This is a genomic window from Aliarcobacter vitoriensis, assembly GCF_003316695.1.
Taxonomy (GTDB): domain Bacteria; phylum Campylobacterota; class Campylobacteria; order Campylobacterales; family Arcobacteraceae; genus Aliarcobacter; species Aliarcobacter vitoriensis.
This window is the reverse complement of sequence record NZ_PDKB01000016.1, coordinates 23,038-46,714: the sequence shown is the minus strand read 5'-3', so window position 1 is coordinate 46,714 and position 23,677 is coordinate 23,038. Positions and strand designations below refer to the sequence as shown.

Genomic DNA, 23,677 nt, shown 5'->3' with positions numbered 1-23,677 from the left:
AATTATTTTCCAGTAGTTGTAATGTTTTCGTCTTTAATCTTAGCACTTAAATTTTTTGCAGTTGCACCAATTAATTTAACTTTTACAACTGATTTAGATAACTTATACACAGATTTAATAGAATCTAATGTAATTTCATCAAGATTTGCAACTGCTGTAACTTTATCAACATTTATTGAGTAAGGTTTAACAACTCTAGAAACAAATCCAACTTTTGGAAGTCTTCTTGCTAATGGTTGTTGTCCACCTTCAAAACCTCTTTTTACATTGTATCCAGATCTAGCTTTTTGACCTTTGTTACCTTTTCCAGCAGTTTTACCGTTACCGCTACCTTGACCTCTACCTTTTCTTTTTGTATCTTTTGTACTTCCACAAGCTGGTTGTAAATTTTCTAATATCATATACTATCCTTTAATTCTTGCTAAAGCTTCAACAGTAGCTTGTACAAGGTTATTTGGATTATTTGAACCTAAAGATTTTGCAATAATATCTTTTAATCCAGCAAGCTCAAGAACAGGTCTCGCAGCTCCTCCAGCAATTAACCCAGTACCTTCTGATGCTGGTCTTAATAATATTTTACTTGCATTATATTTATGTTCAATATCATGTGCAATTGTTGTTCCTTTTATAGAAACTGTTACTAAGCTTTTAAAAGCATCATCTAATGCTTTTTTAATAGCATCTGGAACTTCTTTTGCTTTTCCTGTTCCAAATCCTACTGTTCCGTTTTTATCTCCAACAACAACTAAAGCTGTAAATCTGAATCTTCTACCACCTTTTACAACTTTTGTTACTCTTCCAATTTTAACGATTGCTTCTTGAAATTCTTCTCTATTTACTGCCATCATTAATCCTTATAATTTAATACCATTTTCTCTTAATGCGTCAGCAAATGCTGCAACAACACCATGATAAAGATACCCGTTTCTATCATAAACAACTGTTTCTATACCAGCTGCTTTTAATTTAGAAGCAAACTCAGCTGCAACTTTTGCAGCATTCTCTTTATTACCATTTAAACCCATAGCTTGAGAGCTAACAGCTGCTAAAGTTCTACCTTCAACATCGTTGATAGCTTGTGCACTAATGTATTTGTTAGATTTAAAAATTGATACTCTAGGTTTTTCAGCCGTACCAGAAATATTAGCTCTAACTCTTTTTTTTCTTTTGATTCTTAAAGCAACTTTTTTTGCTAAATCTTTTTCTCTACTCATAGTTACACCTTACTTCTTAGCAGTTTTTCCGGCTTTTCTAATGATTTTCTCATCAGAATATTTTACACCTTTACCTTTGTAAGGTTCTGGTTTTCTAAAGCCTCTAATAATTGCAGCAGCCTGACCAACTTGTTGTTTATCTGCACCTTTAACAGTAATTATATTTTTCTCAACAGAGATTTCTAAACCTTTTTGGATCTCAAAATTAATTGGATGAGAATATCCTAAAATTAGTTCTAAAATATTACCTTTTACGGCAGCTTTATAACCAACTCCATTAATCTCTAAAGTTTTTGTGAAACCTTCATGTAATCCATTAATTGCATTCGCAGTTAATGCTCTATAAGTTCCCCAGAATGCTGCTGATTCTTTTGTTTCACCAATTTTAGATAAAACAACTTGACCATTAGCTACTTCTACACCAACTCTTCCATGAGTTTCAACTGTTGAAACACTGTTTCCTTTTTTTACATTAATTACTGTATCATTTACAGTAACTTCAATTCCTGAAGGAATAGCGATAGGTTTTTTACCAATTCTTGACATTACACTCTCCTACCAAACAGTACAAAGTACTTCTCCACCAACATTAGCAGCATACGCTTCATCATTAGCGATAATACCTTTGTTAGTTGAAAGAATAATAGTACCGTACCCATTTTTAAAGTTTTTAATTTCAGAAGCTGGTTTATAAACTCTTCTTCCTGGTTTAGAAACTCTTACAAGTTCGTTAATTACTGATTTTTCATTTTCATCATATTTTAATTCTACTTGAATTGTTTTTTTATTATTTGTTCCATCGATAACTTTGAATCCAGTAATATACTCTTTTTGTAAAAGTACATTCATCACACCAACAACTGTATTTGAGTGTAATAATGTTGCAACTTCTAATCTTCTCATTGCAGCATTTCTAATTCTAGTTAAAGCATCTGCGATTAAATCATTCATCATAGCTTTTTTCTCCTACCAACTAGCTTTTCTAACACCTGGTAATAAACCTTCGTTAGCCATTTTTCTTAAACAAACTCTACATAAACCAAAATCTCTGTAAACAGAGTGTGGTCTTCCACAAACAGAACATCTTGTATATGCTCTTACAGCAAATTTAGGTGTTCTTTGTTGTTTAGCGATCATAGATTTTTTTGCCATTACGCTCTTCCTTTTGTAAATGGAATTCCAATTAATTCAAGTAATCTGAAAGATTCAGCATCACTTGTTGCAGTTGTTGCAATTGAAATATTCATCCCGTGTGTTTTAATGATGTTATCATAAACTACTTCTGGGAACATTAGTTGTTCATCTAGTCCAAAGTTAAAGTTTCCTCTACCATCAAAACCATTTTTATTCAAACCTCTGAAGTCTTTAACTCTTGGTAGTGCAACATTGCATAGTTTGTCTAAGAAATGATACATGTTTTCACCTCTTAAAGTTACTTTAACACCAACAGGCATTCCTTCTCTTACTTTAAATCCTGCAACAGATTTTTTAGCAATAACTTTAACTGCTTTTTGACCAGCAATTAAAGAGATTGTGTCTTGAATATTTTGGATTAACTTAGTATCTTTCATAGCTTCACCAGCACCAACAGAGATTACAACTTTATCAACTTTAGCTGTTAAAGTTTTATTTTTTGCAAACTCTGCTTCAAGTACAGGTTTAATTTCAGCTTTGTATCTTTCTAATAATCTTGATGCCATCTTACTCACCTTCTACTTTTGCCACATTTGAAATATCAATTGGCATCTCTTTATTTATAAATCCACCATCTGGATTTTTTTCTTGATCAGGTTTAACAGTTTTTTTAGCAACTTTGCAATCTTTCACGATTACTTTGTTAGCTTTTGGTAATACTTTTAAAACTTCTCCAGTTTTACCTTTATCATCACCAGCGATGATTTTTACAGTATCACCTTTTTTAATTTTTAATTTAATTGCCATTATAATACCTCCGGTGCAAGTGAAACGATTTTCATAAAACCTGAATATCTAACTTCTCTGGCAACTGGTCCAAAAATTCTAGTTCCAACAGGCTCTCTTTTTGCATCAAGAATAACTGCTGCATTATCATCAAATCTAATTAATGAACCATTTTCTCTTTGAACTTCTTTATGAGTTCTTACGATTACAGCTTTTACAACTTGACCTTTTTTAATTTTTCCAGTTGGTAAAGCTTTTTTAACAGAAGCAACAATAACATCACCAACAGTTGCATATCTTCTTTTAGAACCACCTAAAACTTTGATACACATAATCTCTTTAGCACCTGTATTATCAGCTACATTTAATCTTGTAAAACTTTGAATCATTATTTAACTCCTGTAGCAACGATTGTCTTTAATCTAAAAGATTTAGTTTTTGACAATGGTCTACACTCAACTGCAATAACACTATCACCAACATTTAATTCATTTTTTTCATCATGAATTAAATATTTTTTAAATCTTTTTACAGTTTTGTGATATTTTGGGTGTAAAACTGATCTTGTAACTAAAACAGAAGCTGTTTTATCACCTGATCTTTTTACTACTACACCTTGAATCTCTCTTTTATGTGTCATACTAGATCCTTAGTTAGCTTTTGATGCAGTAATAGCTGTTTGAATTCTAGCAATATCTTTTTTTGCTACTCTTAATTCAGAAGTGTTTGTTAACTGCATAGTTTTTAGCTTAGCTTTTAATTCAAAAAGAAGCACCTTTTTCTCTTTTAATAACGCTTGTAATTCATTCAAGCTTTTATCTTTAATATCAGTATAGTTCATTTTCGCTATCTCTTGTTACAAATTTAGTTTTAAATGGTAATTTATGCATAGCTAAAGCTAAAGCTTCTCTTGCTAACGCTTCATCAACACCAGCCATCTCAAAACAAATTCTTCCTGGCTTAATGTTCATAACCCATTTATCTACAGAACCTTTACCTTTACCCATTCTTGTTTCAAGTGGTTTTGCAGTAAGTGGTTTGTCAGGGAATACCATAATCCATACTTTTGCTTGTCTTTTTACTTTTCTAGTCATTGCAACCCTAGAAGCTTCGATTTGTCTTGAATCTACTCTTCCGTGTTCAACAGCTTTAATTCCGAAATCTCCATAAGCTAAAGAGTTACCTCTATGAGCTTGACCTCTATTTCGGCCTTTCATCATTTTTCTAAATTTTGTTCTTTTAGGCATTAACATAATTATTTACCTCTTTTCTTAGCTGGTCTTCTTTTTGGTTTTGAAGCAGTATCTTCTGATTTTTCAGCAGGAATTCCTTTAGCTAAAACTTCACCTTTGAAAATCCAAACTTTTATACCTATACAACCATAAGCTGTATGAGCTTCAGCAAAACCATAATCAATTCTAGCTCTTAAAGTATGTAATGGAACTCTTCCTTCTAAATACCACTCAGTTCTAGCCATTTCAGCTCCACCAAGTCTTCCAGAAACAGATACTTTAATACCTTTTGCTCCACCTTTTAATGCATTTTGCATTACTCTTTTCATAGCTCTTCTAAATGCTACCCTTCTTTCTAATTGTTGAGCAACATTTTCAGCAGATAATTGAGCTGATATTTGAGGTTTTCTTTCCTCTTTAATATTAACTGCAATCTCTTTTCCTACTAATTTAGATAAAGAATTTTTTAGTTTTTCAACATCCGCACCTTTTTTACCAATGATAATACCAGGTCTTGCAGCAACAACTGTAACTCTTACTTTTTTAGCAGTTCTTTCGATAACTGTTTGAGCAATTCCAGCATAATATAACTCTTTTTTAACAAATTTTCTAATTTTGTCATCTTCAGCTACATTTGCAGGCATTGTTTCAAATTTTGGGAACCATCTTGAATCCCAATTTCTATTAATACCTAATCTTAAACCTATTGGATTAACTTTTTGACCCATTATTTGTCTCCTTTTGTTGCAGCAGCTACTTCAATCATAATATGTGCAGTTGGTTTATGCTTTGGTGAAGCTGAACCTCTTGCTCTTGGAGTAAATCTTTTAAGAACTGGACCTTTATCCACTCTAGCCGATGTGATAACTGCATCAACAGGATCTAAACCAGAATTTGCAACAGCAGAAGCTATTACTTTAGAGATAATTCCAGCAGCTTTATTTGGAGTAAATTGTAAAGATGCTATAGCATACTCTGCATTCATTCCTTGAACTTCTCTTGCAATAAGTCTTGCTTTAATTGGAGAAACTCTAATAAATTTTAATATTGCTCTTGCCATTATTACGCCTTTCTCTGAACAGAACCTTTATGGCCCTTAAACGTTCTAGTTGGTGCAAACTCACCTAATTTATATCCAACATGGTTCTCTGTTACATTTACTGGTACAAAGTTTCTACCATTGTGTACATTGAATGTTAATCCAATCATATCTGGTAATATTGTTGATCTTCTTGACCAAGTTTTAATTGGTTTTTTATCTTTTGAACTATTAGCAGCTACAACTTTTTTTAATAGATGTGAATCTACAAATGGTCCTTTTTTTACTGATCTTGCCATCTTAAACCCTTACTTCTTTCTTCTTGAAATGATTAGTTTATCACTAGCTTTTTTCTTTCTAGTTTTATAACCTTTAGTTGGCATACCCCATGGAGTAACAGGATGTCTTCCAGAGTTAGTTTTACCTTCCCCTCCACCGTGTGGGTGATCAATAGGGTTCATTGCAGATCCTCTAGTTTGAGGTCTAACTCCTAAGTATCTATTTCTACCAGCTTTTCCAACTACCATATTAATATAATCTTCGTTACCAACTACACCGATTGTAGCCATACAAACACCAAGGATTTTTCTCATTTCTCCAGAAGGTAATCTTAAGATAACATATTTATCTTCTCTACCCATAATTTGGGCATATCCACCAGCAGATCTAGCAAACTGTGCACCTTTACCTGGTTTTAACTCAACATTATGAACCATTGTTCCAACTGGAATGTTACTTAATCTCATTGCATTACCTGGTAAAATATCCAATCCACTTTCAGCAGCTTGAACTTTGTCTCCAACTTTTAATCCAGATGGTTGAATAATATATCTTTTATCTCCATCTAAATAAGAAACTAAACAAATTCTGCAGTTTCTATATGGGTCATATTCAACAGTTGCAATTGTACCTTCTACTCCAAATTTATCTCTTTTAAAATCGATAATTCTATATAGTTTTTTAGCACCTGCTTCTTTGTGTCTTGATGTAATTCTACCATTATTATTTCTACCAGCATTTGCTTTTACTCTTACAAGTAAAGATCTTACTGTTGGTTTTGAAGTAATATCAGAACTCTCAATAACTGACATAAATCTTCTAGCAGGAGTTATTGGTCTAAATTTTTTAATTGCCATTCTTTACTCCTTACGCTGATAGGTTCGCAATAGCTGCGCCTTCTGGTAATGTTACATAGAATTTTTTGAAATCAGCTCTTTTACCAACTTTTCCTCTAAATCTTTTAACTTTACCGTCTTGTCTTAAAGAATTAATTTTTGATGGAGTTACTCCAAAATACTCTTTAAACACCTCTTTTAAACCGTTTTTAGTCATTTTAGGACTTGTTTGAACAACGATTACACCATTTTCTTGAAGCTCAATTGTTTTTTCTGTATATAAAATTGATTTAATATCTGTAATATCTGCCATCTTAAGCCTCTTTAGTTAATACTTCTAGTACTGATTTTTCAATTAGTACAGAGTGGTAAACTGCAATTAAGTAAGCATTTACTTCTTGCTTTTCAACCATATAACAGTTTTTAATATTTCTAAATGATAAATAAGTTTTTTCATCAATTGTATCAACAACAATTAATGTATCTCTTTTATTTAATTTATTTAAAACTGCAACTGCATCTTTAGTTTTACCTGATTCAACTTTAAATGAATCCACAACAAAAAGTGAACCATTATTAGCTTGTGCATTTAAAGCATATTTAAGTGCTAAAGCTTTTTGTTTTTTATTTACTTTTTGATCATAGTTTCTTTTAGTAGGTCCAAAAGCTTGTCCCCCACCAACAAATAAAGGAGATCTTTTAGAACCCCATCTAGCAGCACCACTACCTTTTTGAGCTTTAGGTTTTTTACCACCACCACTCACTTCAGCTCTAGTTTTTGCTCTAGCAGTATTTGCTCTTAAAGAAGCTAAATATGATTTAACATATAAATATAAGTTATGTTGATTAATTTCTTCATAACTTGCTGGTAAAACTACTTCACCATTATTTTCAAATTTTTCATTTAATACTATTGCTTTACTCATTTAGCAACCTTTACTTTACCTAATGTTCCATTTGCACCAGATACTGAACCTTTTAATACTAAAATTCCAGTTTCAGCATCAAATGAAATGATTTCATTTTTTACAGATACATTTGTATTTCCGTATTGTCCTGGCATTTTTTTACCTGGTTGAACTCTTCCTGGAAATTCACAGTTACCAATTGAACCTGTTCTTTTTCCCATTCTGTGTCCGTGAGAACCTCTACCACCAGCAAAATTCCATCTTTTTACAGCACCAGAGAAACCTCTACCTTTTGTTTTAAAAGTTGTTTTAACTACTTTAGCAACACCCAAACCTGAAACATCTAAATCTCCAGCTTCTGCATTAGCCACAGTAATTGTTGCAAATCTATTAAACTCTTTAGATAGATTGTATTTTTTTTGTTGTCCCTCGATAGCTTTGTTATTTTTTTTACCATTGCTATAAGATACAAGTGCTACACCATCAGTAACTTGACATACCTTTGTATCAAGAACTTTTAAAAGTGTAACCGCTGTACTAGGAACAGATACTGTTCTACTCATACCGATTTTTTGAACTATAAATTCCATCTTGTATTACCCTTTCTTATTATTCTTGACCCATTGATCTTACTTCAACATCAACTTCAGGAGCTAAGTCTAGTTTCATTAATGAATCAACAGTGTCTGCAGTTGCAGAGATGATGTCAATCATTCTTGAATGAACTCTAATTTCAAATTGCTCTCTAGAATCTTTGTTTACGTGAGGACCTTTGATAACTGTATATCTTCTGATTTTTGTAGGAAGAGGAATAGGACCTCTTAAATCAGCACCAGTTCTTTTAACAGCTTCAACTATTGAAGCAACACTTCTGTCTAAAACTCTATGATCATAAGCTTTAAGCTTTAATCTGATTTTTTCCATATATTTTTTCCTTTAAAGAACTCGTTAGACACCAAAAAATGGCTCTAACCACATTAAGTGGACGCGGATTATAACTTAAATTGTGTTAAATGTCAATATTTATGGGTGTTTTAGAAAAATATTTATAAATTTATTTCCTTATATAAAGGAATAAAATATCAATTATAAGCTTAATTAAGTTTAATTTTATATTTCTCAATTAACTCCTTTTTTAAATAAATATTGTATTGTTTCATAATTTTAGTTTAATAAGGTGTGAAAACGCATTTGAAATGTTATTATTTTGCTTATGAAATGTCAGTATCTATAAAAAACAATACTTTTTAAGCTTTTTTGGTTACATTTTACAAGCAAAATTAAATCTTATTTAGAACTCCTTTTACTTTACCTATTACAACTAATTCTTTTGTTTTTATATCTTTATAATATGTATTTATACTTTTTAATATATAGTATTCACCTTTATATATAATTTGTTTTATAAAAAGTTCATTATCTACATTTACTACAAAGATATCTTTATTATTTATCTCTTTTATTGAAGTATCAATAAATATCAAACTATCTTCATGAATAAGTGGATACATGCTATCACCATTGGCTTTTATTAGTTCTGTATATTTATAGTTACTATTTATATAATCTAATACTTGAGTATCAATAATAAGAGGTTCTTGATCTAAGTGATAGTTTATAGTTCCAAGGCCAGCTGAGCCTGATACATTATTATAATACTTTAATATAATGTAGTTAGATGTATTTTCAATAAGGCTCTCAGGAAGTTGGTTAAAGAAGAACCAATTAATAGATATACTTCTTTTAGCTAGAAATTGCATTATCTCCCAATATGGAACTCTGTTATATTGTTTAGCTTTTCTAAATATATCATAGTTTATATCTAAAGCTTGAGCTATATCTTTATCAAATACTTTTTTATTATCTAGTTCTTTGGAAAGTATATCTTTTAATTTTTCTAATATTTCGTTAAGAGCTATGTTTATCTCCAAAAATTAAATCTAAGAAATTATAGATTTCTACTGTAAAATCATGTATATAAAAAAATTGATCTTTATAAACATATGGTTCATATTCAATATCAGCCATTATTCCTGCATCACTAACGTATTTAACTATAAATCCAACTCTCTCAAGTTTTTCAAATATATAATGTTCAGTATATGTTTTTATAGGAAAAGATATTTTTATTTCTTTTATTTTTGCTTCATTAATATCAGATACACTTTCCTTTAAAATTTTATGGAAATAAATTAAATCTTCATCATTTAAAATATTTATATTTGATAATAATGTTTTCTCATGATAATTTAATTCTTTCTTATTTACTAATGAACTTGATAAATAAGTCAATAGTTGCATATGAATTCTATATGTTGACTTTCTAGATTTTTCAAATAATGAGTATAAAAATTCTAAATTCTGTTTATTATATTTTAAATCTTCATAAAATTCTCGTTTTTTATCATCATCTATCTTAGAATGCTCATATTGAAAATCTTCAATTACTTGTGATAATTTCTCAATTTGATATGCATCAAAGCTTTCCTTTAATGCCTTTAGATTTGATGCTCTATAAAATACATTCAAAGCAAATTTACTAAAATTATAAGCACCTTTACAAACATCTTCAGCTGCATCTATCACAAGCTCTGAATAAGGCTTTATTTTTAAATTACTAATTTCTTTTTTCATTTTTATATTCCTTGTCTTAATTTCAAATTATTATATCATCAATTTTTATTTGTATATCTTTTAATATTTAGTTATAGTTTTGCATACTTAATTTTAACACATAAAGGATTTACATGAAAAATAAAATATCTTCTAGATTTGAAGATCTAGAAAAAGAAATGTTAGGAATAGAAGCTTCTAAACAAAAAAATAGCAGTGAATTTGGTTTATCTTATACAGATATTAATGATGAATTACATAAAAAATGGTCACTAAACCTAAAAAATATAATATTATTAATACATAGTAATAATATTGATTGCATGTACTATAAAGAATTAGAAAATGAATCTAAAGTAAAAAATGGTTTCGATGATAATTCTAATATCTTCGATAGACAGAAAGCATTATTTTTGGCACTAAAAGATGATTATAATAAGGGGCTTTTATCTTCTATAAAGTCTTTAATAGAAGCAGATGTTTTTGATACAGAGTTAGAACAAGCTAAAGAATTACTATCGAATAAGTATAAGTTAGCTGCTGCTGTAATTGCAGGAGTAGTTTTAGAGACAGCTCTTAGGAGTCTATGTGATAAAGAAAAAATACCACATGGAAAACTTGATAAAATGAATGCCGATTTAGCAAAAGCTGGTGTTTATAATAAGTTCCAACAAAAAAGTATTACTGCATTAGCTGATATTAGAAATAGTGCTGCCCATGGTAAAGATAGTGAATTTACACATAAAGATGTTGAAGACATGATAAGAGATATTGAAAATTTCTTGGCTACTCATTTAAACTAACTAAGAAATTCTTAGTTAGTAGTTAGTTATAAACACCTCATTTACACTCTTTTTTTTACCATGCATATTTGCTCCAAGAGTATATCTTATCTCTTTTGTACTTCTAATATTAAAGCCTTTATATAACTCTCGAACTATTACACTATCGTTATAACTCAATAAAAATTTACCTTTTATATTTGACAACAGTTGTGCTAACTCTTCATGTTCTGCTATTCCAAAACCTCCCGTATTTTTATAGTAGCTTTCAGTTGATACATAAGGTGGGTCTACATAGAAGAATGCATCATCTTTATCATATAATGGTATAAGCTTATTAAAGCTCATATTCTCAATAGTTACAAACTTTAATCTTTCACTTATAGTTTTAAAGTTTCTATAAATATTTTTAGGTTTTCGTCCTGACTTTGCAGACATAGCAAAGTTATCACCTTTACTTCCGAACGATTGGGTAAGTTGATAAAAGTAAAAGGCTGCTTTTTCTATATTATTTCTACCTCTTAAATGCTTAGTTTTTATAGCATTAAAAATATCTCTTGAGATAAGTAAATCATTTAAATATATAGATAAGCTTTGTGGATTATTTCTAATAGCTCTATGAAGATTTATAAGTTCACTATTTATATCATTAAACACTTCAAGTTTACTTGGTTCTTTTTGATAAAGTACACTTCCTGCTCCTCCAAAAACTTCAATATAAGTTTTATGTTCTTGTGGAATAAGTTCTATAATATCAGGAGCAAGTTGAGTTTTACCACCTACCCAACCAAATGGGGCTTTTAGTTTTGTTTTTTGCATAATTATCCTTTGTGAAAAAACATCACTTTTTTTAAAGTAATGTTATTTTTTTTGTAAAATTTTTATGCAGCTATCAGGGGTGGTGGCTGTTTTCTTATGAAGTAATTTTTTAGTTTTACATATTCATAATTTACTCGCTTCAATAAATAAGTTATCTAATTGCTCTTTTGTTAGTTCTAGTTTATCTTCTAAATAACTTACTAATGGATTTGTTCTTTCTATTGTTGTGGCATATTCCCACTCTATTTTTATCTCATCATCTACACTATCTTCAATCAAAGTAGCTGCTTGTTTATATTTACCCATTTTATGAAGCATTAATCTACATTGTCTTTGAGTAATAGAACTTGGAACATATACAATCTCTTGTTCTATTTCAGGTTCTACATAATCAGCTATTATTTGTGATTTACAATATATCTCTAATGGATACTCTTTATTTTTCTTTACATCAAAAAAAGTATGTATATTCTCTGTATCTTCTAAATTTAAAGTCATAGGGATTTCTCCTAACTCTTCATTTATTGCAAATAAATCTATTAAAGTTTTATTCTTTGAAGCATATTTTAAATCTCTTATTTTTATAAATTGCATTTTATTTTCCTTTACTAGGCTATTCTTAGCCATAAGCTTGCTTTTTTTGTTTTTTGATTTCCAGGAAGCTGTACATTTGTACCACCGCATGATCTCCAAGTACCAGACAAAGTACCTTGTCCAGCAAGATACATAGTCTTAGCTGTACCTACAGAAGGAAGAGCATCTTGTATGAATGAAGCAGGAATTAAAGTCGAACCTGCAACTGTTCCACCTAATGGTATATCTGCAAGAACATTATGATATGCAAAAACATAAGTACCGACTGATAAACTACTTGAGACAGATGTATGGATATTTATATTTCCACTTCCATCAAAAGCTGCACTACCAGTTACAGCTCCACTTATTACAATATTTCTAGCTGTTGTTAGTTTATCTGCACTTGCTACATTTGTAGGAACTGTATCTGTTATTTTTACTCCTATTGAAGTCAAATATGTTTTAAAATGTATAGGTGACATAACTCTTAGATAGTTATCACTTTCAGCGTTATTTCTAAAACAGATACCTGAAGTTTCAGAAGCTTGATTATTTTCATAATTTGTTCTAAATAATCTAGCTGTTACATCTGCTACACTATCTCTTGCTACTATTGTATTTGCACTAGCTGCTGTTGTTTGTGTAAAACCTCCTAATTTATATGAATTAGGAGTTATAGAAGTTACATCAAATGAAGTATTAAGTGATACATTTCCAGAAAAATCAACATTTACATTTCCTACAATAGCTCCTGCAAGAGCAAAGTTTCTAGCTGTTGTTAGTTTCGAAGCAGATAAAACCTTTTTATCTGTATCTTTTGTATTATCTACTTTATCAAGTCCTAGAGTATTTTTATTTATAGGATTATTCTCTAGATTTTGTTGAACATATAAATTTACTTCATTTATAATCTCATTTGTTTTTGTATTTAGTGCATTTATTAGTTGATTTACTTCACTTGTGTGTTGTATTAACCAATCCCAAGAATACGAAGCATTCTCTCTAAAGTTTGCACTACCTTCAACTGCTTTTTTTTGTGTATTAAATGGTGTTAAATTATTTATAGTTGCCATTAAACTATCCCTTCTATTTCAATTTGATATTGTGTAAAATCTAAACCTATTGGTTTATCAAAGTCTCTAAAAAATCCAAATGCTGTTAAAGCATTTAGACTATTATCTTCTCTCTCAGCACCTATAAAAAGCAAAGGTTTATCTGTGTACTCTTCTAGTATATTTTGAACCTGTGATATTCTTTGTGTTTCAACGATTACATTTAAAACTACCCTTTTATAAACTCTTGAGTTTGTAAACTTTATAGTTCCATCTGGCAATCTCTCTTTTGAGGCAATATTTCTTATAGAGCTTACAGGCTTTGGTTCTGTTAATGTAGCTCCTAAATTTATACTTCCACCAAACATTAACAAACCACATTTTGCTATATTGCCTTGTTTATTTATCTCTATTTTTAAAGTACAGTTTAATGAAAAAGGAATATTTTTAAAAAATAAAACTTTTTCACTAGCACTTTTTGCAACAGTCCATTCGTACCAGTTACTAGCATTTCTTGTATATGTTGATTTTGTTTGTGAAAAAATTAAGTCGTTATATCTATTATAAAGTTCAACTTTTACCCAAAAAGCTTCAAGATTCAAAAAACAAACTGTATCTATATCAGAGACATTAAAAGAGTAAGTTATTGTATTTGGGTTTGAAGATATACTATCTATATACTCATCAAACATTCGATATTTATTTGTTTTACCTTTATAAAACCAATTTAGATTATTTTTGTCTTGAGTTGGAACAACGCCTTTATTATTATCTTTTAAACTCTCATATATAGAATCTCCAAACTGTACAGTTTGATTTAGAGAATAATTAGCTGTTGAACTAAATACAGGAATACCAGCTTCAACTTCAGGAATATTACTATCTAAGATAACAACTTCATCTCTTGGAACTATTACCATTAAATATTACCTCCTATTTTAGCTTCTATTATTTGCACCTCTTTTCTAACTTTTCGTAACTCTTCAAAACCTTGAATACAAATAGTGATAAGATTTTCTATTGTCTTAACAACCTTTGAGTTATCTCCTAAGCTTAAATTCCCATCTCTTAATCCATCAGCAAAATTTCTAGGAATGATTGCTTCACCTTTATGTATTTGTGCTATTTGGTCATACTCTATATTTGTACTTCCTACAGAATAAGAGTTTAAAGTTTTTTTTGATTTTGCATTTTTATCTTTATTAAATAAAGCCTCTTTTCTTATTTGTTCTAAAATATTTGATAAATCTTTTTGTAAGAATGGATTTAATTTTTTGATATGATCATAGATAGTTAAATCGTAAAACTCACCACCTTTAAAACCAACTAAATTTGATACATAAGAGAATAGATCTTTACTAGCAATAGAGTTTAAATCTTGTAAGCTTTCGATTAAAGGTTTTGCTGTGTTATATGAAACTCCTAAAAGTTTCATAATATCAACTTGCTCTTGTTTACCTATATAATCATTTTTTATAAAAGATTGTGTATCAAGTTTTTCTAGCTCTTTTTTATTTGAGATATCTTCTTGTTTATTATCTATATTAAAATAGTTACTTTTTTCTACAAATTCCAATATCTTTTTTATAGTTACATCATCTAATCCTGCTATTTTTTCAAGTTCATCTTTTGATATAGTTCCATCTTTAAAAGCTAATTGAAGTTGTGCAAGTTGTAAAGATTGTAAATCCAAAAGACCTCCTAAACCATCAACTATTTTTACTTTTACAACATCATTTGCCAAATCAAACTGTTCTATATCTTTTTCAAATTTAGATATTAAACTACTTGTTAAATTATCATCTTTAGAAGCTATATTCTTTGCAATTGAAGATATTTCACTATAAAGTGATTTTACAGCATCAAACTCAACACCATCTTTTAAACTTCCATTCTCATTAAAATACTCTTCAAAGCTTGCTCTTTTTTGATTATAAGTTATGATATTTGTTTTTAAATCAGAGTTTGAAGTATTAAAACTATTTATAAATCCAAATGCAATATCTTTTAAAGATTTTAGACTATCTCCTACTTTTTCTAAACTTAATACAAAGCTATTAAAACTACTATTATTTAGTTCATCTATCTCTTTTATAAGTTCTTCCAAACTAGAAGTTGTTTTATCACTAACAGTTGCAAAAGCTCCACTTAAAGTTATCAATCTTCCATACAGCTCTTGTCCAGATTCATTTGTTAAGTCTATACTATCTATTAAGCTTCTAAAGTTAGATTTTGAAGTTGGTAATGCAATATTTAAAGAGTTAAAATTATCTATTAGTTGTTTTGTATTAAAAGTAAGTTGTTCATCATCATTTAAAAAATTATCAAAGAAATCTTTGAATCCATCTTGTAAAGCATTTATACTTCCAGCACCACTTATCATAGCTCTTGTTAAACCATAAGTATCATGTCCTAAGAACTTAATTCTATCTCTTAATTCATCTAAAATTATATAAACTCCATATAACTCTTCAGCTGTAGAGTTAAGACTATCTATAATTTGTAACAATCCACTATTAGCACCATAAGTTTTTTCTTCAAACTTTTCTATACTTTGATAGAGTGCTTCAAATCCAACTTTACCTTGTTTATTTAAAATCTCTGTATATTTTATATCTTCAAATCCTTGTCCTAATCTTTTTATATAAAATCCAGCCTCTTCCATACCAGTTGCAACTCTTGTTAGAGTTTCAAACATACCCTCTCCAACAGCTTGAAACTCTTCAAGAAGTGGAAAAGCACTCTTAGCTAAATCATCACCTAATTTACTAAAAATATTTCCTAATATCTCTTGAATTTGAGCAGAACTTTTATCTTTTAAAGATATTTTTCCAATACTCACTACAAATTTTGAGAGATTTTTTTGAGTATCTTTTTCTAAACTATCCAATGCAACACCTGCATTCAATACTGTATCATACAGATTATTTAGAACTAAAGTAAATTGTCTATTTGTCTCTTTATCTAAATCTTGAAAATATGATTTATACGATGTTGATGTTGAACTTCCAAACCAACTCTTTTTTTTCTTAACAGTTTTTATAGTTTGATAAGCATCTCCATCTAAATCTTTTAAAGCTTGAACTAAACTAATATCATTAAAAGTAATTCCTGAATCATGCAGTGTTTGTTTAACAGAAGTTTTTCCAAAAACTCCACCTAAAACTTTATTTATTCCACTACCTAAAAAACCAACAATATCACTAACAACTGGGATTTTTAATTTTGATAGTATTAATCCAGCTCCACCACTTATAATTGCAGTTGACAAAGTATTACTAATTTTTACACTATTTTTATAATCTGTTTCAAATCCTTCAAATCCATGACCTAGAGCAAATCCAGCATTATTTATTAAAATCTTTGTAATACCAGCAATTTTACTTTCAATACTTTGAACTGCTTTATTCATATCTTGTAAAACTTGGAATTGTGGTTTTGCAAAATCTTCTAAAATAGCTAAAGAGTTACTTATACTTTCACTTTTTGCACTACTATCTCCTAAAACAGAACCAACACCTGTATTTGCTCCCATTTTAGAAAAACTATCCCAACTTTGGCTCTCTTTATTCATCCCAAAAGCTACACCAATACTTCCAAGTAAAGATTGAACCATTGCACCCATAGCAATCATTCTAGGAATTGCAGTATATGGATCACCAGTTCCTGCTGTTAGAACAGCTCTTGTTCCTTCAACTAAAGCTAGTGAACTTTGAGCTATTTGAAAAGCAGCGGCTTCTTTACTTCCTTCATCATACATAGAACTCAAAGCACCAGCTATATTTGAATATCCAAGTAGTGTTGCACTTATATTTTTTGAATCTAAAGAGGCTTTATCTTTTGTGTATTTAATATCAAGTTCTTTTAGCTTTTTACTATCACTTGCATATTTTAATTTATTTTTTTCATACTCATTATTTAATTTATTTTCTGCTTTTAAATTTGTAAGATTTAGTTTAGACAAATTAGCTGTTGCACTTGCAATATTATTTAAACTTGCAGCTGTGCCTGTAAGATTACTATTCCAATCATTTGTTGCATCTATTAAAGAGATTTGAGACTCTAGCATATCTTGATAAGAGTTTGAAGTTTCATCTAAGATATTTATTTGGTTTTCAACTCCTAATCGTTCAACTGTTTTTTTATAGATTTGTGTTTCAAGTTCAAGAAGCTTTTGTTTATCTTCAATAGGTTTATTTGAACCTTGAATATCTAAAGCTTTTTGACTATAAGATATATTTGCTAACTCCAGTTCTTTTTCATAAGAATCTGTTTTTAATTGAAGCAATCTTTCTTGATAGCTTAAATCTTCTTTTGAATCATCAATAACTTTCTTTGTATTTAGTTCATCTATTAATTTAATTTGTGCTGCTAAAGTATCATTTATACTTACTCCAGTTTCAAGCCAAGATTTTGACTGTTCAGAAATACCAATTAATGCTTTTTCATAATCACTCATTCCTATTTTTGCAATATCAGTATAGGCTTTTCGTAAATCTTCTAAAGATTTTATATTCTTTTTATTTTTTAATATATCTTTATCATGAACATCAGCTATCTCTTTATTTAATGCAAGTTGAAGTTGTGTAGTATCTTTACCCTCTTTTTTATATAAATCAAAATATTTTTTATACTTAGCGTTTATTTCTTCTATTTTTGCACTTGTAGGATTTAATACTTCATTTATTAGCTTTTCACCTTGTTTTATTTGATCAGAAAAATCAAATTTTAACTTCGCATTATTATCATCTTCTAAAGATTTTATCTTTTTTTCTGTAGTTTTTTTAAGAAGATTTAGTTTATTTATTTCTGCTTGTATATTGCTTGAGTCGTTATACCATCTATTTTGAGATAATTTTGACTCTTCTATTCTTTTATCTAAGTCTTTTAATTGATCTTTTAAAACAGAAATACTATTTTGCTTATGTATGTCTTGTACTTTATTAATTTTATTATCAAATTTCACAAGCTTTTCATTTAATGAATCTAATAATGAAGAAAGAGGTATTAAACTTGATGAAAATTTATCAAAAGATGTCTTTATTAAGGTTGTTGATAAATTAGAAAAGTTTTCTTTAAGTCTAGAAACTCGTCCATCAAAGCTATCTAATGACTGGAAACCTGATAGTTTATCTTTAAAGAGTTGTACCACATTTGTACTTCTTTTAATTTCATCATTTCCTAAGCCTATACTTTTTAAGAATCTACCCATACTAGAACTAGCAACAACCGTTCCATCAGCTAAATTATCAATTGCACTAAGTAATTCATCTATACTCATTCTATTACCTGTTGCAATAGATAACTTTTTAGTAATTTCTATTAAGTCTTCACTTGAAGCTCCAGCTTTTGACATACTTATAAATATTGCATCATAAATTCTTGATGTTTGCTCTACACTATGTGGAACCTCTTTATTAATCTTAATTAACTTTTCTAGTATCTCTTTTGATTCAACTTGAGCTAAATTATATTTTTCTTGTACTGTTAGTTGTTTTCCCAAAGTATCTACATTAGAAGAACTAACAGCCTTTAAAGTTGTTAAGGAATTTTCAATATTTTGAAGCTGTCTATTTGCTTCAAATCCTACATTTTTAATACTTCCTAAAACATTACCTAATAAATAAAAACCTCCTATGGCTTTTACACCAAAGTTTATTCTTTGTAGAAAAGTAGTTACTGCAGAGTTTGTATTATTAAAATGCTCTTTGGTATTATTAATTTTACTGTTTAACTCATCTAGTTTCGTACTATCTGAGTCTATTTTAATTTTTACTCTTACATCTTTTCCCATATTTTCTCTCTTAACTAATAACTCTACTTTTTACATTTTTTAATATCTGAAAAACTTCCAAAGCTTCATATCCTTCTTTATTACAATAATCTTTAACTATCAAATAGTCTATTTCTGCACCAAAACCATTTGATTTTATTGCTAAACTATAAATATTAAAAAGTATTATTTCAAAATCACTTTTTAGTTTATAGGCAAAGATACCATTATCTTTACCTTGTACTTTTAGATATCTAACTAAACTATCTACTTTTTTTCAACAGCCTCTTTTAAAGCTTCTTGAAGATACACATTTATAACTGCATAAGATATTCCTGCATCTTCAATAGCGTTTTGTAAAGCAACTTTTCCATCACCAATAACACACAGTTCGAACTGCTTTTGATAATACTCTTCAACTACATCATCAATATTTTTTATATCTTTTTCAAGTTCTTTTAACTCTTTTTCCAAAGCAGATATTTTTTTAAGCAACTCTTTTTGTTCAAAGAAGATTTTTGCTTTATCTATTAAATTTACATCTTTAACAATCTCTTCATTGAGAGCTTTCATCTCTTTAAGGTCTTTTAGTTCAGCTCTTTTTTCATCAATTTTTTCATATTCTAAAGAGTTCTTATTTTTAAAGTCATCAAGTTCACTTTGAGTTTGTATATTCACAGGTTTATAAGTAAACTTATAAGATACATCATCTATTACAAGTGTTAGATCATGTTTTGTTTTTAAAGGATTTAATTTATTATTCATACTATGCTCCTACTTTCATTCTATACTCTTTTGCATATCCATTATCTGTTTTTAAAACAGCACCTTCAAAACTTAAAGTTGCGAAATTATCTGTAATATAAGGCAACTCACCACTTGGAGTAACTGCTGCATTAAACACAACTAAAACTGGTTTAAATGCACCATCTTCATCGCCAACAAATCTAAACTGACCTTCAATAATAGGTTTCTCACCTATTTTTATTACAGGAACAGTTGTTAAAGTTGTTGCAGTTGTTCCATCAGGTAAAACTTCACCTATATCAAACTCTTCATCTGTTAATGTTCCAAGCATTGCCATAGCCATATTATTTAAGTTTATTTTTTGAGTTGTAAACTTCAAGCTTCCAGTTATATTTGTAGGCACTTTTTCAACTAATTTTTTCATAGTATTATCTTTACTAAAAGCTTCAGCAGTTTCTACACCAACATTTAAAGAAGCTTCTTGAATCTCACCAATTTCAATTTCACTTGCACCTATTTTATTCTCTGTAAAAAATAGTTTCCCACCACCGATATATCTTTGTCCTTCAGTAATCATTTTTGCTCTCCTATTGTTAGATTTTTATTTTCATTTTTTTGTGCTTTTACCTCTTCAACTGTTTTAACTGCTTTTACAACAATAAGTTTTTTAGCAGTATCATCATCTAGTTCTATAATTTTTCCAATCTCAACTGTTTTACCTTTATGATTTAAAGGTTTTAATACTTCTACTTTCATCTATTTAACTCCTCTTTTTATAATTTTGAATAAAATCCAAAGCTCTAGTTTGAGCTTCAAGTAATAATTTTGTACCAATCCAAGCACAAAAAGCACTCACAGCAACACAAAACCTTTGATTCTCTGTAAAATAAAAACATATTTCATAAGCTACAAAACCTATAAATACAGAACTAATTCCACCAGACCACAAAAAAAGAAATCTATCTTTTAATCTCTCTTTGGATTTATGTTCAGCCCTATTTATAAGTCCAATAACACCTGCAAGAAAACTAATAACAGCTAAATAAAGCATAAAAAGGAAATCATCAAACTTCATACTGAAGCCTTTAGTAACATTTCATAAGCAAATAATCCAAAAACAATAAGAACTATCACGCAAAGCAATTCATCATAAACTTTAAACTCTGTTTTAGTTTTTTGTTTCTTACTAGTTGTTCTCATCTTCTGCTCCTACACACTCTTTTAATAAACTTTCAACTCTTAAAAAATAGATCATCTTTTTCTTATTAGATTCAAAGCTTCCATCATTCTTAGGTTTTATAGGAATTGTTGCATTACATTTAACAGGAATATAAACATCCTTATAGATATATTCTGTTTGAACTTTTGTAGAACAACCACTAAAAACCAAAACAAAAAAGAAAGATATTAAAACTAATTTAGTCATTGAATAACTCCTTATAAGCTTTTAATTCAGCTTCACAAGTTTTATCTTTTAGATAAATATTATTTATTTTTTCTATTGTTTCAGGCTCTTTATAAGTAACTTCAACCCTCATATCTTCAATTTGTCTATTTTGTTCTTGTAGCTTATTTTCGCAAGTCCTAAGGTCTCTTTGATTTTTAATTAAATCTTCTTGAGTAGTTATTGTTTTATCTTTTAATGAATCAATTTGATTATTTTTAGATAAATAAACAAAAGCTGTAACACAACCTAAAACAATAAATAAAATAGTTTTAAAATCTATTCCTCTTAAAAGGTTCATAACATTACCCTACTTTGTTGTCTCTATTAATGATAAAGTTACTACATATCCTAGTAACTCTTCAAACTCAACAAGCTTTGAGCTCACTTCTAAATCTTTTGCAGTTCCAACCTCATAGTCATATATCTCTTTTAAAGCTTGTTCTAATAACTGCTCACTTGACTCACTACTTCCAACTAAACTATGCCCCATAATAGATATTGCAAAAGTATATTTTGTGTTTAAAGTATCTTCTCTTCTTGTACCTACTAAATATATATAATTACCTTGAGTATTTATTATTCCTACTGCATCAATCAAATCTAGAGAAAGAATCTTTTTAACTTTTGCTTTTGCTTTATCTATTGCCATGAGTTACCCCTTTGTTTTACTTTTACAAAATTTGCTGGTATTTCTTCTCCAGTTGATTCTAAACTATTTGCATTTTTTACAATTTGTAAAGCTGCTTTATATAGTTCCATATCATCTTCACTAGCACCACTCTTTTTAATCATTATCATCAACCTAAAAAAAGCAATATCAAGTTTTGTAGTATCACTTACTTGCTTTTTACCAACTATTTCAAAAGCCTCTTTTAAAGCCAAATCTAAAGCATCATTTGTTACTTCAGCAGGATTACTAACTCCTGCTTTTGCTCTTACTTCAAGCCTTTGTTTTAATTCCATTTTACGTTTCTAACAGAATAAGGTCTTGTATTAATAGGAATACAAACACTCTCAGCTATAAGTTTCACACCTTCTCCATCTTTCATCTCTTCAACTTTTGAGAAATATTCAGCTGGTGCTCCATCTATTGCATCAATATGTTCTGCATGTGTAAAATATTCTTTAAATCCATCAGCTCCAACAGGTACCAAGATACCTCTTTTATTTTCAATGAATTTTCTAGGATTTCCATGTACATCGCCATAGGCATTTGTAATAGGTCTAACAGACCTACCAGCATAATCAATCTCTGTAACACCATCAATTTTTACTTTTTTTACAAGACCAGATTTAACTAAGCCTTTATCAACAGCATATTGATAAATTCCGTTATACATCTCTCTATCTGTTAGCATCATATAATCAGGTGTATATCCAAACTCTGTAACTAAATCATCTTCATACTCTTCAAAGATTGCTTCAGGATTTACATTTGAACCAAGTTTTAGAGATTCTATATTCTCATCTCTAAATTCAAATAAAGTTTTACCACTCCCATCTCTAACAGTTCCTAAGATTGCACCTAATCTCATAAACTCTTTAGTGGCTGTAAATTTATTTTTTAAAAGCCCAGCTTTTCTACCAATAATAACTGCAAACTCCTCAGCTTGTTTGTCACCATCATTAAAACTAGCCAAATGCTTTAAATCTTTAACACTAATTAATGCTTCATCAGCAAATCTTGCTAGTTCAACATTTAGTTTATGTATAGATTCATTTCCTGTAACTGGTCTTGGTGCTCCACTTGGAATTGCTTCCATAATAATAGTGTCACCTCTCATGATAGGGATAACTAAATTATCAGCATATTTACCCTCTTTATCTGTAAAAAACTTTTTCTCAAAATAGTTATTTGGTGTAACAATTTGGTTTATCATCTTTACAGCTTCAACAATCCCCCATTGAGCGATCAACTGTTTTAATAACTCTTTCATTTTAAATCCCTTTATTTAATTAAAATATTTGGATAAGCAACCACTCTTGACTGCTCATTTTTATTTTTTAAATTTGTATATAACAACTCACCATCTACCATAACAGCAGCCCTAAAACTCTCTTGTTCATCAACAGCTTCTCTTTCGAAAGTTACCATTAAAGATCCATTTACTACATACTTACCTAGCTCTTTCCAAGAAGTATTATCTTCTATATCTGCAATAGATACATTGTCTTTTAAAGCTTTGTATATAATCCCTTCATGTACTACTTCATCTTCTTTGATATATGTTCCATCATCATTTAACTCTTGCTTATATGCTAATCTAAAAGTTTTACCACCATCTTTTGATACAAGTAACTCTCCTACACCAGCTATTTGTCCTTTAGTTAGAATAACTGTTGCACTAAGAGATTTATTTACTTTTAAAATAACATCATCTTGTGTTACACCTCTTGTACTTAAGCCTTTATACGCTTGATTCTTTTGCATTTTTTATCC

At 29.2% G+C, this 23,677-nt stretch carries 39 protein-coding genes; 1 reads left to right on the top strand and 38 read right to left on the bottom strand.

The genetic code is table 11. The features are described from left to right. Nucleotides 1–2: 2 nt before the first annotated feature. From rplO to CRU91_RS09390, 22 genes are all read right to left on the bottom strand, one after another. Nucleotides 3–401, bottom strand: a complete 399-nt coding sequence (gene rplO, locus CRU91_RS09495) for a 50S ribosomal protein L15 (RefSeq protein WP_113894988.1) — start codon at nt 399–401, stop codon at nt 3–5. A gap of 3 nt (nt 402–404) precedes the next feature. After that, entirely contained in the window at nt 405–845 is a 441-nt protein-coding gene (gene rpsE / locus CRU91_RS09490) for a 30S ribosomal protein S5 (protein ID WP_113894987.1), read from the bottom strand. A gap of 9 nt (nt 846–854) precedes the next feature. Continuing rightward, entirely contained in the window at nt 855–1,214 is a 360-nt protein-coding gene (gene rplR / locus CRU91_RS09485) for a 50S ribosomal protein L18 (protein WP_113894986.1), read from the bottom strand. A 9-nt stretch (nt 1,215–1,223) separates the two neighbouring features. After that, the gene (rplF, locus tag CRU91_RS09480; RefSeq protein ID WP_113894985.1) at nt 1,224–1,760 is read right to left on the bottom strand and encodes a 50S ribosomal protein L6; all 537 of its coding nucleotides are present in this window, start codon (nt 1,758–1,760) and stop codon (nt 1,224–1,226) included. A gap of 9 nt (nt 1,761–1,769) precedes the next feature. Next, nucleotides 1,770–2,168: a 30S ribosomal protein S8 gene (gene rpsH, locus CRU91_RS09475; protein ID WP_113894984.1), complete on the bottom strand. Its 399-nt coding sequence runs from the start codon at nt 2,166–2,168 to the stop codon at nt 1,770–1,772. A 12-nt stretch (nt 2,169–2,180) separates the two neighbouring features. Further along, entirely contained in the window at nt 2,181–2,366 is a 186-nt protein-coding gene (locus CRU91_RS09470) for a type Z 30S ribosomal protein S14 (RefSeq protein WP_004510833.1), read from the bottom strand. Next, nucleotides 2,366–2,914 carry a 50S ribosomal protein L5 gene (rplE, locus tag CRU91_RS09465; protein ID WP_113894983.1) on the bottom strand — a complete coding sequence of 183 codons (549 nt, stop codon included), beginning with the start codon at nt 2,912–2,914 and terminating at the stop codon, nt 2,366–2,368. The genes CRU91_RS09470 and rplE overlap by 1 nt, the downstream gene beginning before the upstream one ends. Nucleotide 2,915: 1 nt before the next feature. Next, nucleotides 2,916–3,155: a 50S ribosomal protein L24 gene (gene rplX / locus CRU91_RS09460; protein ID WP_113894982.1), complete on the bottom strand. Its 240-nt coding sequence runs from the start codon at nt 3,153–3,155 to the stop codon at nt 2,916–2,918. Next, the gene (gene rplN, locus CRU91_RS09455) at nt 3,155–3,523 is read right to left on the bottom strand and encodes a 50S ribosomal protein L14 (protein WP_024776088.1); all 369 of its coding nucleotides are present in this window, start codon (nt 3,521–3,523) and stop codon (nt 3,155–3,157) included. The genes rplX and rplN overlap by 1 nt, the downstream gene beginning before the upstream one ends. Further along, nucleotides 3,523–3,774, bottom strand: coding sequence for a 30S ribosomal protein S17 (rpsQ, locus tag CRU91_RS09450; protein ID WP_113894981.1), 252 nt, complete (start codon nt 3,772–3,774; stop codon nt 3,523–3,525). The genes rplN and rpsQ overlap by 1 nt, the downstream gene beginning before the upstream one ends. A 9-nt stretch (nt 3,775–3,783) precedes the next feature. Beyond that, nucleotides 3,784–3,975 (bottom strand): 50S ribosomal protein L29, encoded by a 192-nt coding sequence (gene rpmC, locus CRU91_RS09445; RefSeq protein WP_113894980.1) that lies wholly within the window; start codon nt 3,973–3,975, stop codon nt 3,784–3,786. Then, nucleotides 3,962–4,387: a 50S ribosomal protein L16 gene (gene rplP, locus CRU91_RS09440; RefSeq protein ID WP_026803523.1), complete on the bottom strand. Its 426-nt coding sequence runs from the start codon at nt 4,385–4,387 to the stop codon at nt 3,962–3,964. The genes rpmC and rplP overlap by 14 nt, the downstream gene beginning before the upstream one ends. 2 nt (nt 4,388–4,389) lie before the next feature. After that, complete coding sequence (gene rpsC / locus CRU91_RS09435) at nt 4,390–5,094, bottom strand: 30S ribosomal protein S3 (RefSeq protein WP_113894979.1); 705 nt, start codon at nt 5,092–5,094, stop codon at nt 4,390–4,392. Continuing rightward, nucleotides 5,094–5,426, bottom strand: a complete 333-nt coding sequence (gene rplV, locus CRU91_RS09430; protein ID WP_026803521.1) for a 50S ribosomal protein L22 — start codon at nt 5,424–5,426, stop codon at nt 5,094–5,096. Before rplV ends, rpsC begins: the two co-directional genes overlap by 1 nt. Nucleotides 5,427–5,428: 2 nt before the next feature. Then, nucleotides 5,429–5,704, bottom strand: a complete 276-nt coding sequence (gene rpsS, locus CRU91_RS09425) for a 30S ribosomal protein S19 (RefSeq protein WP_113894978.1) — start codon at nt 5,702–5,704, stop codon at nt 5,429–5,431. Nucleotides 5,705–5,713: 9 nt separating this feature from the next. After that, nucleotides 5,714–6,541 carry a 50S ribosomal protein L2 gene (gene rplB / locus CRU91_RS09420; protein ID WP_113894977.1) on the bottom strand — a complete coding sequence of 276 codons (828 nt, stop codon included), beginning with the start codon at nt 6,539–6,541 and terminating at the stop codon, nt 5,714–5,716. Between the two features lie 10 nt (nt 6,542–6,551). Continuing rightward, nucleotides 6,552–6,833, bottom strand: a complete 282-nt coding sequence (locus CRU91_RS09415) for a 50S ribosomal protein L23 (RefSeq protein ID WP_113894976.1) — start codon at nt 6,831–6,833, stop codon at nt 6,552–6,554. A 1-nt stretch (nt 6,834) separates the two neighbouring features. Then, entirely contained in the window at nt 6,835–7,446 is a 612-nt protein-coding gene (gene rplD, locus CRU91_RS09410; RefSeq protein ID WP_113894975.1) for a 50S ribosomal protein L4, read from the bottom strand. Beyond that, nucleotides 7,443–8,018: a 50S ribosomal protein L3 gene (gene rplC, locus CRU91_RS09405; RefSeq protein ID WP_113894974.1), complete on the bottom strand. Its 576-nt coding sequence runs from the start codon at nt 8,016–8,018 to the stop codon at nt 7,443–7,445. Before rplC ends, rplD begins: the two co-directional genes overlap by 4 nt. Before the next feature lie 19 nt (nt 8,019–8,037). Continuing rightward, nucleotides 8,038–8,352: a 30S ribosomal protein S10 gene (rpsJ, locus tag CRU91_RS09400; protein WP_026803515.1), complete on the bottom strand. Its 315-nt coding sequence runs from the start codon at nt 8,350–8,352 to the stop codon at nt 8,038–8,040. Nucleotides 8,353–8,708: 356 nt separating this feature from the next. Then, nucleotides 8,709–9,359 carry a S24 family peptidase gene (locus CRU91_RS09395; RefSeq protein WP_235826992.1) on the bottom strand — a complete coding sequence of 217 codons (651 nt, stop codon included), beginning with the start codon at nt 9,357–9,359 and terminating at the stop codon, nt 8,709–8,711. Then, nucleotides 9,337–10,062 (bottom strand): hypothetical protein, encoded by a 726-nt coding sequence (locus tag CRU91_RS09390; RefSeq protein ID WP_113894973.1) that lies wholly within the window; start codon nt 10,060–10,062, stop codon nt 9,337–9,339. The genes CRU91_RS09395 and CRU91_RS09390 overlap by 23 nt, the downstream gene beginning before the upstream one ends. 113 nt (nt 10,063–10,175) lie before the next feature. Between CRU91_RS09390 and CRU91_RS09385 the strand changes: the two genes are divergently transcribed. Beyond that, complete coding sequence (locus CRU91_RS09385; protein WP_113894972.1) at nt 10,176–10,844, top strand: DUF4145 domain-containing protein; 669 nt, start codon at nt 10,176–10,178, stop codon at nt 10,842–10,844. Between the two features lie 15 nt (nt 10,845–10,859). On the opposite strand, the gene CRU91_RS09380 is transcribed toward CRU91_RS09385, so the two are convergent. The 16 genes from CRU91_RS09380 to CRU91_RS09310 form a co-directional block, all read right to left on the bottom strand. Beyond that, the gene (locus tag CRU91_RS09380; protein ID WP_113894971.1) at nt 10,860–11,642 is read right to left on the bottom strand and encodes a DNA adenine methylase; all 783 of its coding nucleotides are present in this window, start codon (nt 11,640–11,642) and stop codon (nt 10,860–10,862) included. A 123-nt stretch (nt 11,643–11,765) separates the two neighbouring features. Beyond that, nucleotides 11,766–12,236, bottom strand: a complete 471-nt coding sequence (locus CRU91_RS09375; protein ID WP_113894970.1) for a hypothetical protein — start codon at nt 12,234–12,236, stop codon at nt 11,766–11,768. Between the two features lie 14 nt (nt 12,237–12,250). Then, nucleotides 12,251–13,291: a hypothetical protein gene (locus CRU91_RS12275; RefSeq protein ID WP_222718447.1), complete on the bottom strand. Its 1,041-nt coding sequence runs from the start codon at nt 13,289–13,291 to the stop codon at nt 12,251–12,253. Further along, complete coding sequence (locus CRU91_RS09365; RefSeq protein ID WP_113894969.1) at nt 13,291–14,190, bottom strand: hypothetical protein; 900 nt, start codon at nt 14,188–14,190, stop codon at nt 13,291–13,293. Before CRU91_RS09365 ends, CRU91_RS12275 begins: the two co-directional genes overlap by 1 nt. Next, nucleotides 14,190–19,064, bottom strand: coding sequence for a hypothetical protein (locus tag CRU91_RS09360; protein ID WP_113894968.1), 4,875 nt, complete (start codon nt 19,062–19,064; stop codon nt 14,190–14,192). Before CRU91_RS09360 ends, CRU91_RS09365 begins: the two co-directional genes overlap by 1 nt. Before the next feature lie 246 nt (nt 19,065–19,310). Continuing rightward, entirely contained in the window at nt 19,311–19,808 is a 498-nt protein-coding gene (locus tag CRU91_RS09355; protein WP_113894967.1) for a hypothetical protein, read from the bottom strand. 1 nt (nt 19,809) lies between these two features. Then, nucleotides 19,810–20,367, bottom strand: coding sequence for a hypothetical protein (locus CRU91_RS09350; protein WP_113894966.1), 558 nt, complete (start codon nt 20,365–20,367; stop codon nt 19,810–19,812). Beyond that, entirely contained in the window at nt 20,364–20,546 is a 183-nt protein-coding gene (locus CRU91_RS09345) for a DUF7210 family protein (protein WP_113894965.1), read from the bottom strand. The genes CRU91_RS09350 and CRU91_RS09345 overlap by 4 nt, the downstream gene beginning before the upstream one ends. Before the next feature lie 4 nt (nt 20,547–20,550). Further along, a complete protein-coding gene (locus CRU91_RS09340; RefSeq protein ID WP_113894964.1) occupies nt 20,551–20,865 on the bottom strand; it encodes a phage holin family protein in 315 nt (104 codons plus the stop codon). Then, nucleotides 20,862–20,990 carry a hypothetical protein gene (locus CRU91_RS12485; protein WP_257118999.1) on the bottom strand — a complete coding sequence of 43 codons (129 nt, stop codon included), beginning with the start codon at nt 20,988–20,990 and terminating at the stop codon, nt 20,862–20,864. Before CRU91_RS12485 ends, CRU91_RS09340 begins: the two co-directional genes overlap by 4 nt. Beyond that, nucleotides 20,977–21,216: a hypothetical protein gene (locus CRU91_RS09335; protein ID WP_113894963.1), complete on the bottom strand. Its 240-nt coding sequence runs from the start codon at nt 21,214–21,216 to the stop codon at nt 20,977–20,979. The genes CRU91_RS12485 and CRU91_RS09335 overlap by 14 nt, the downstream gene beginning before the upstream one ends. Continuing rightward, nucleotides 21,209–21,535, bottom strand: a complete 327-nt coding sequence (locus CRU91_RS09330) for a hypothetical protein (RefSeq protein WP_113894962.1) — start codon at nt 21,533–21,535, stop codon at nt 21,209–21,211. Before CRU91_RS09330 ends, CRU91_RS09335 begins: the two co-directional genes overlap by 8 nt. A 9-nt stretch (nt 21,536–21,544) precedes the next feature. Continuing rightward, nucleotides 21,545–21,886 (bottom strand): hypothetical protein, encoded by a 342-nt coding sequence (locus tag CRU91_RS09325; RefSeq protein ID WP_113894961.1) that lies wholly within the window; start codon nt 21,884–21,886, stop codon nt 21,545–21,547. After that, nucleotides 21,877–22,200, bottom strand: coding sequence for a hypothetical protein (locus CRU91_RS09320; protein ID WP_113894960.1), 324 nt, complete (start codon nt 22,198–22,200; stop codon nt 21,877–21,879). The genes CRU91_RS09325 and CRU91_RS09320 overlap by 10 nt, the downstream gene beginning before the upstream one ends. Continuing rightward, the gene (locus CRU91_RS09315) at nt 22,191–23,174 is read right to left on the bottom strand and encodes a major capsid protein (protein ID WP_113894959.1); all 984 of its coding nucleotides are present in this window, start codon (nt 23,172–23,174) and stop codon (nt 22,191–22,193) included. The genes CRU91_RS09320 and CRU91_RS09315 overlap by 10 nt, the downstream gene beginning before the upstream one ends. Nucleotides 23,175–23,185: 11 nt before the next feature. Beyond that, on the bottom strand, nt 23,186–23,668 hold the full coding sequence (locus CRU91_RS09310; protein ID WP_113894958.1) for a hypothetical protein: 483 nt from the start codon (nt 23,666–23,668) through the stop codon (nt 23,186–23,188). Between the last annotated feature and the right edge of the window lie 9 nt (nt 23,669–23,677).

What these genes read in the sequence shown, in the direction of transcription:
- CRU91_RS09340 (WP_113894964.1), bottom strand. Translation starts at nt 20,865, where the DNA reads ATGAAGTTTGATGATTTCCTTTTTATGCTTTATTTAGCTGTTATTAGT.
- rpsH (WP_113894984.1), bottom strand. Translation starts at nt 2,168, where the DNA reads ATGATGAATGATTTAATCGCAGATGCTTTAACTAGAATTAGAAATGCT.
- rplV (WP_026803521.1), bottom strand. Translation starts at nt 5,426, where the DNA reads ATGGCAAGAGCAATATTAAAATTTATTAGAGTTTCTCCAATTAAAGCA.
- CRU91_RS12485 (WP_257118999.1), bottom strand. Translation starts at nt 20,990, where the DNA reads ATGAGAACAACTAGTAAGAAACAAAAAACTAAAACAGAGTTTAAAGTT.
- CRU91_RS09360 (WP_113894968.1), bottom strand. Translation starts at nt 19,064, where the DNA reads ATGGGAAAAGATGTAAGAGTAAAAATTAAAATAGACTCAGATAGTACG.
- rplN (WP_024776088.1), bottom strand. Translation starts at nt 3,523, where the DNA reads ATGATTCAAAGTTTTACAAGATTAAATGTAGCTGATAATACAGGTGCT.
- CRU91_RS09310 (WP_113894958.1), bottom strand. Translation starts at nt 23,668, where the DNA reads ATGCAAAAGAATCAAGCGTATAAAGGCTTAAGTACAAGAGGTGTAACA.
- rpsQ (WP_113894981.1), bottom strand. Translation starts at nt 3,774, where the DNA reads ATGACACATAAAAGAGAGATTCAAGGTGTAGTAGTAAAAAGATCAGGT.
- CRU91_RS09470 (WP_004510833.1), bottom strand. Translation starts at nt 2,366, where the DNA reads ATGGCAAAAAAATCTATGATCGCTAAACAACAAAGAACACCTAAATTT.
- rplP (WP_026803523.1), bottom strand. Translation starts at nt 4,387, where the DNA reads ATGTTAATGCCTAAAAGAACAAAATTTAGAAAAATGATGAAAGGCCGA.
- rpsE (WP_113894987.1), bottom strand. Translation starts at nt 845, where the DNA reads ATGGCAGTAAATAGAGAAGAATTTCAAGAAGCAATCGTTAAAATTGGA.
- CRU91_RS09315 (WP_113894959.1), bottom strand. Translation starts at nt 23,174, where the DNA reads ATGAAAGAGTTATTAAAACAGTTGATCGCTCAATGGGGGATTGTTGAA.
- CRU91_RS09390 (WP_113894973.1), bottom strand. Translation starts at nt 10,062, where the DNA reads ATGAAAAAAGAAATTAGTAATTTAAAAATAAAGCCTTATTCAGAGCTT.
- rplC (WP_113894974.1), bottom strand. Translation starts at nt 8,018, where the DNA reads ATGGAATTTATAGTTCAAAAAATCGGTATGAGTAGAACAGTATCTGTT.
- CRU91_RS09365 (WP_113894969.1), bottom strand. Translation starts at nt 14,190, where the DNA reads ATGGTAATAGTTCCAAGAGATGAAGTTGTTATCTTAGATAGTAATATT.
- rpsS (WP_113894978.1), bottom strand. Translation starts at nt 5,704, where the DNA reads ATGGCAAGATCAGTAAAAAAAGGACCATTTGTAGATTCACATCTATTA.
- CRU91_RS09350 (WP_113894966.1), bottom strand. Translation starts at nt 20,367, where the DNA reads ATGATTACTGAAGGACAAAGATATATCGGTGGTGGGAAACTATTTTTT.
- rplR (WP_113894986.1), bottom strand. Translation starts at nt 1,214, where the DNA reads ATGAGTAGAGAAAAAGATTTAGCAAAAAAAGTTGCTTTAAGAATCAAA.
- CRU91_RS09415 (WP_113894976.1), bottom strand. Translation starts at nt 6,833, where the DNA reads ATGGCAGATATTACAGATATTAAATCAATTTTATATACAGAAAAAACA.
- rpsJ (WP_026803515.1), bottom strand. Translation starts at nt 8,352, where the DNA reads ATGGAAAAAATCAGATTAAAGCTTAAAGCTTATGATCATAGAGTTTTA.
- rplF (WP_113894985.1), bottom strand. Translation starts at nt 1,760, where the DNA reads ATGTCAAGAATTGGTAAAAAACCTATCGCTATTCCTTCAGGAATTGAA.
- rplD (WP_113894975.1), bottom strand. Translation starts at nt 7,446, where the DNA reads ATGAGTAAAGCAATAGTATTAAATGAAAAATTTGAAAATAATGGTGAA.
- CRU91_RS09330 (WP_113894962.1), bottom strand. Translation starts at nt 21,535, where the DNA reads ATGAACCTTTTAAGAGGAATAGATTTTAAAACTATTTTATTTATTGTT.
- rpmC (WP_113894980.1), bottom strand. Translation starts at nt 3,975, where the DNA reads ATGAACTATACTGATATTAAAGATAAAAGCTTGAATGAATTACAAGCG.
- CRU91_RS12275 (WP_222718447.1), bottom strand. Translation starts at nt 13,291, where the DNA reads ATGGCAACTATAAATAATTTAACACCATTTAATACACAAAAAAAAGCA.
- CRU91_RS09325 (WP_113894961.1), bottom strand. Translation starts at nt 21,886, where the DNA reads ATGGCAATAGATAAAGCAAAAGCAAAAGTTAAAAAGATTCTTTCTCTA.
- rplO (WP_113894988.1), bottom strand. Translation starts at nt 401, where the DNA reads ATGATATTAGAAAATTTACAACCAGCTTGTGGAAGTACAAAAGATACA.
- rplB (WP_113894977.1), bottom strand. Translation starts at nt 6,541, where the DNA reads ATGGCAATTAAAAAATTTAGACCAATAACTCCTGCTAGAAGATTTATG.
- CRU91_RS09345 (WP_113894965.1), bottom strand. Translation starts at nt 20,546, where the DNA reads ATGAAAGTAGAAGTATTAAAACCTTTAAATCATAAAGGTAAAACAGTT.
- CRU91_RS09375 (WP_113894970.1), bottom strand. Translation starts at nt 12,236, where the DNA reads ATGCAATTTATAAAAATAAGAGATTTAAAATATGCTTCAAAGAATAAA.
- rplX (WP_113894982.1), bottom strand. Translation starts at nt 3,155, where the DNA reads ATGGCAATTAAATTAAAAATTAAAAAAGGTGATACTGTAAAAATCATC.
- CRU91_RS09380 (WP_113894971.1), bottom strand. Translation starts at nt 11,642, where the DNA reads ATGCAAAAAACAAAACTAAAAGCCCCATTTGGTTGGGTAGGTGGTAAA.
- CRU91_RS09355 (WP_113894967.1), bottom strand. Translation starts at nt 19,808, where the DNA reads ATGAATAATAAATTAAATCCTTTAAAAACAAAACATGATCTAACACTT.
- rplE (WP_113894983.1), bottom strand. Translation starts at nt 2,914, where the DNA reads ATGGCATCAAGATTATTAGAAAGATACAAAGCTGAAATTAAACCTGTA.
- CRU91_RS09320 (WP_113894960.1), bottom strand. Translation starts at nt 22,200, where the DNA reads ATGGAATTAAAACAAAGGCTTGAAGTAAGAGCAAAAGCAGGAGTTAGT.
- rpsC (WP_113894979.1), bottom strand. Translation starts at nt 5,094, where the DNA reads ATGGGTCAAAAAGTTAATCCAATAGGTTTAAGATTAGGTATTAATAGA.
- CRU91_RS09335 (WP_113894963.1), bottom strand. Translation starts at nt 21,216, where the DNA reads ATGACTAAATTAGTTTTAATATCTTTCTTTTTTGTTTTGGTTTTTAGT.
- CRU91_RS09385 (WP_113894972.1), top strand. Translation starts at nt 10,176, where the DNA reads ATGAAAAATAAAATATCTTCTAGATTTGAAGATCTAGAAAAAGAAATG.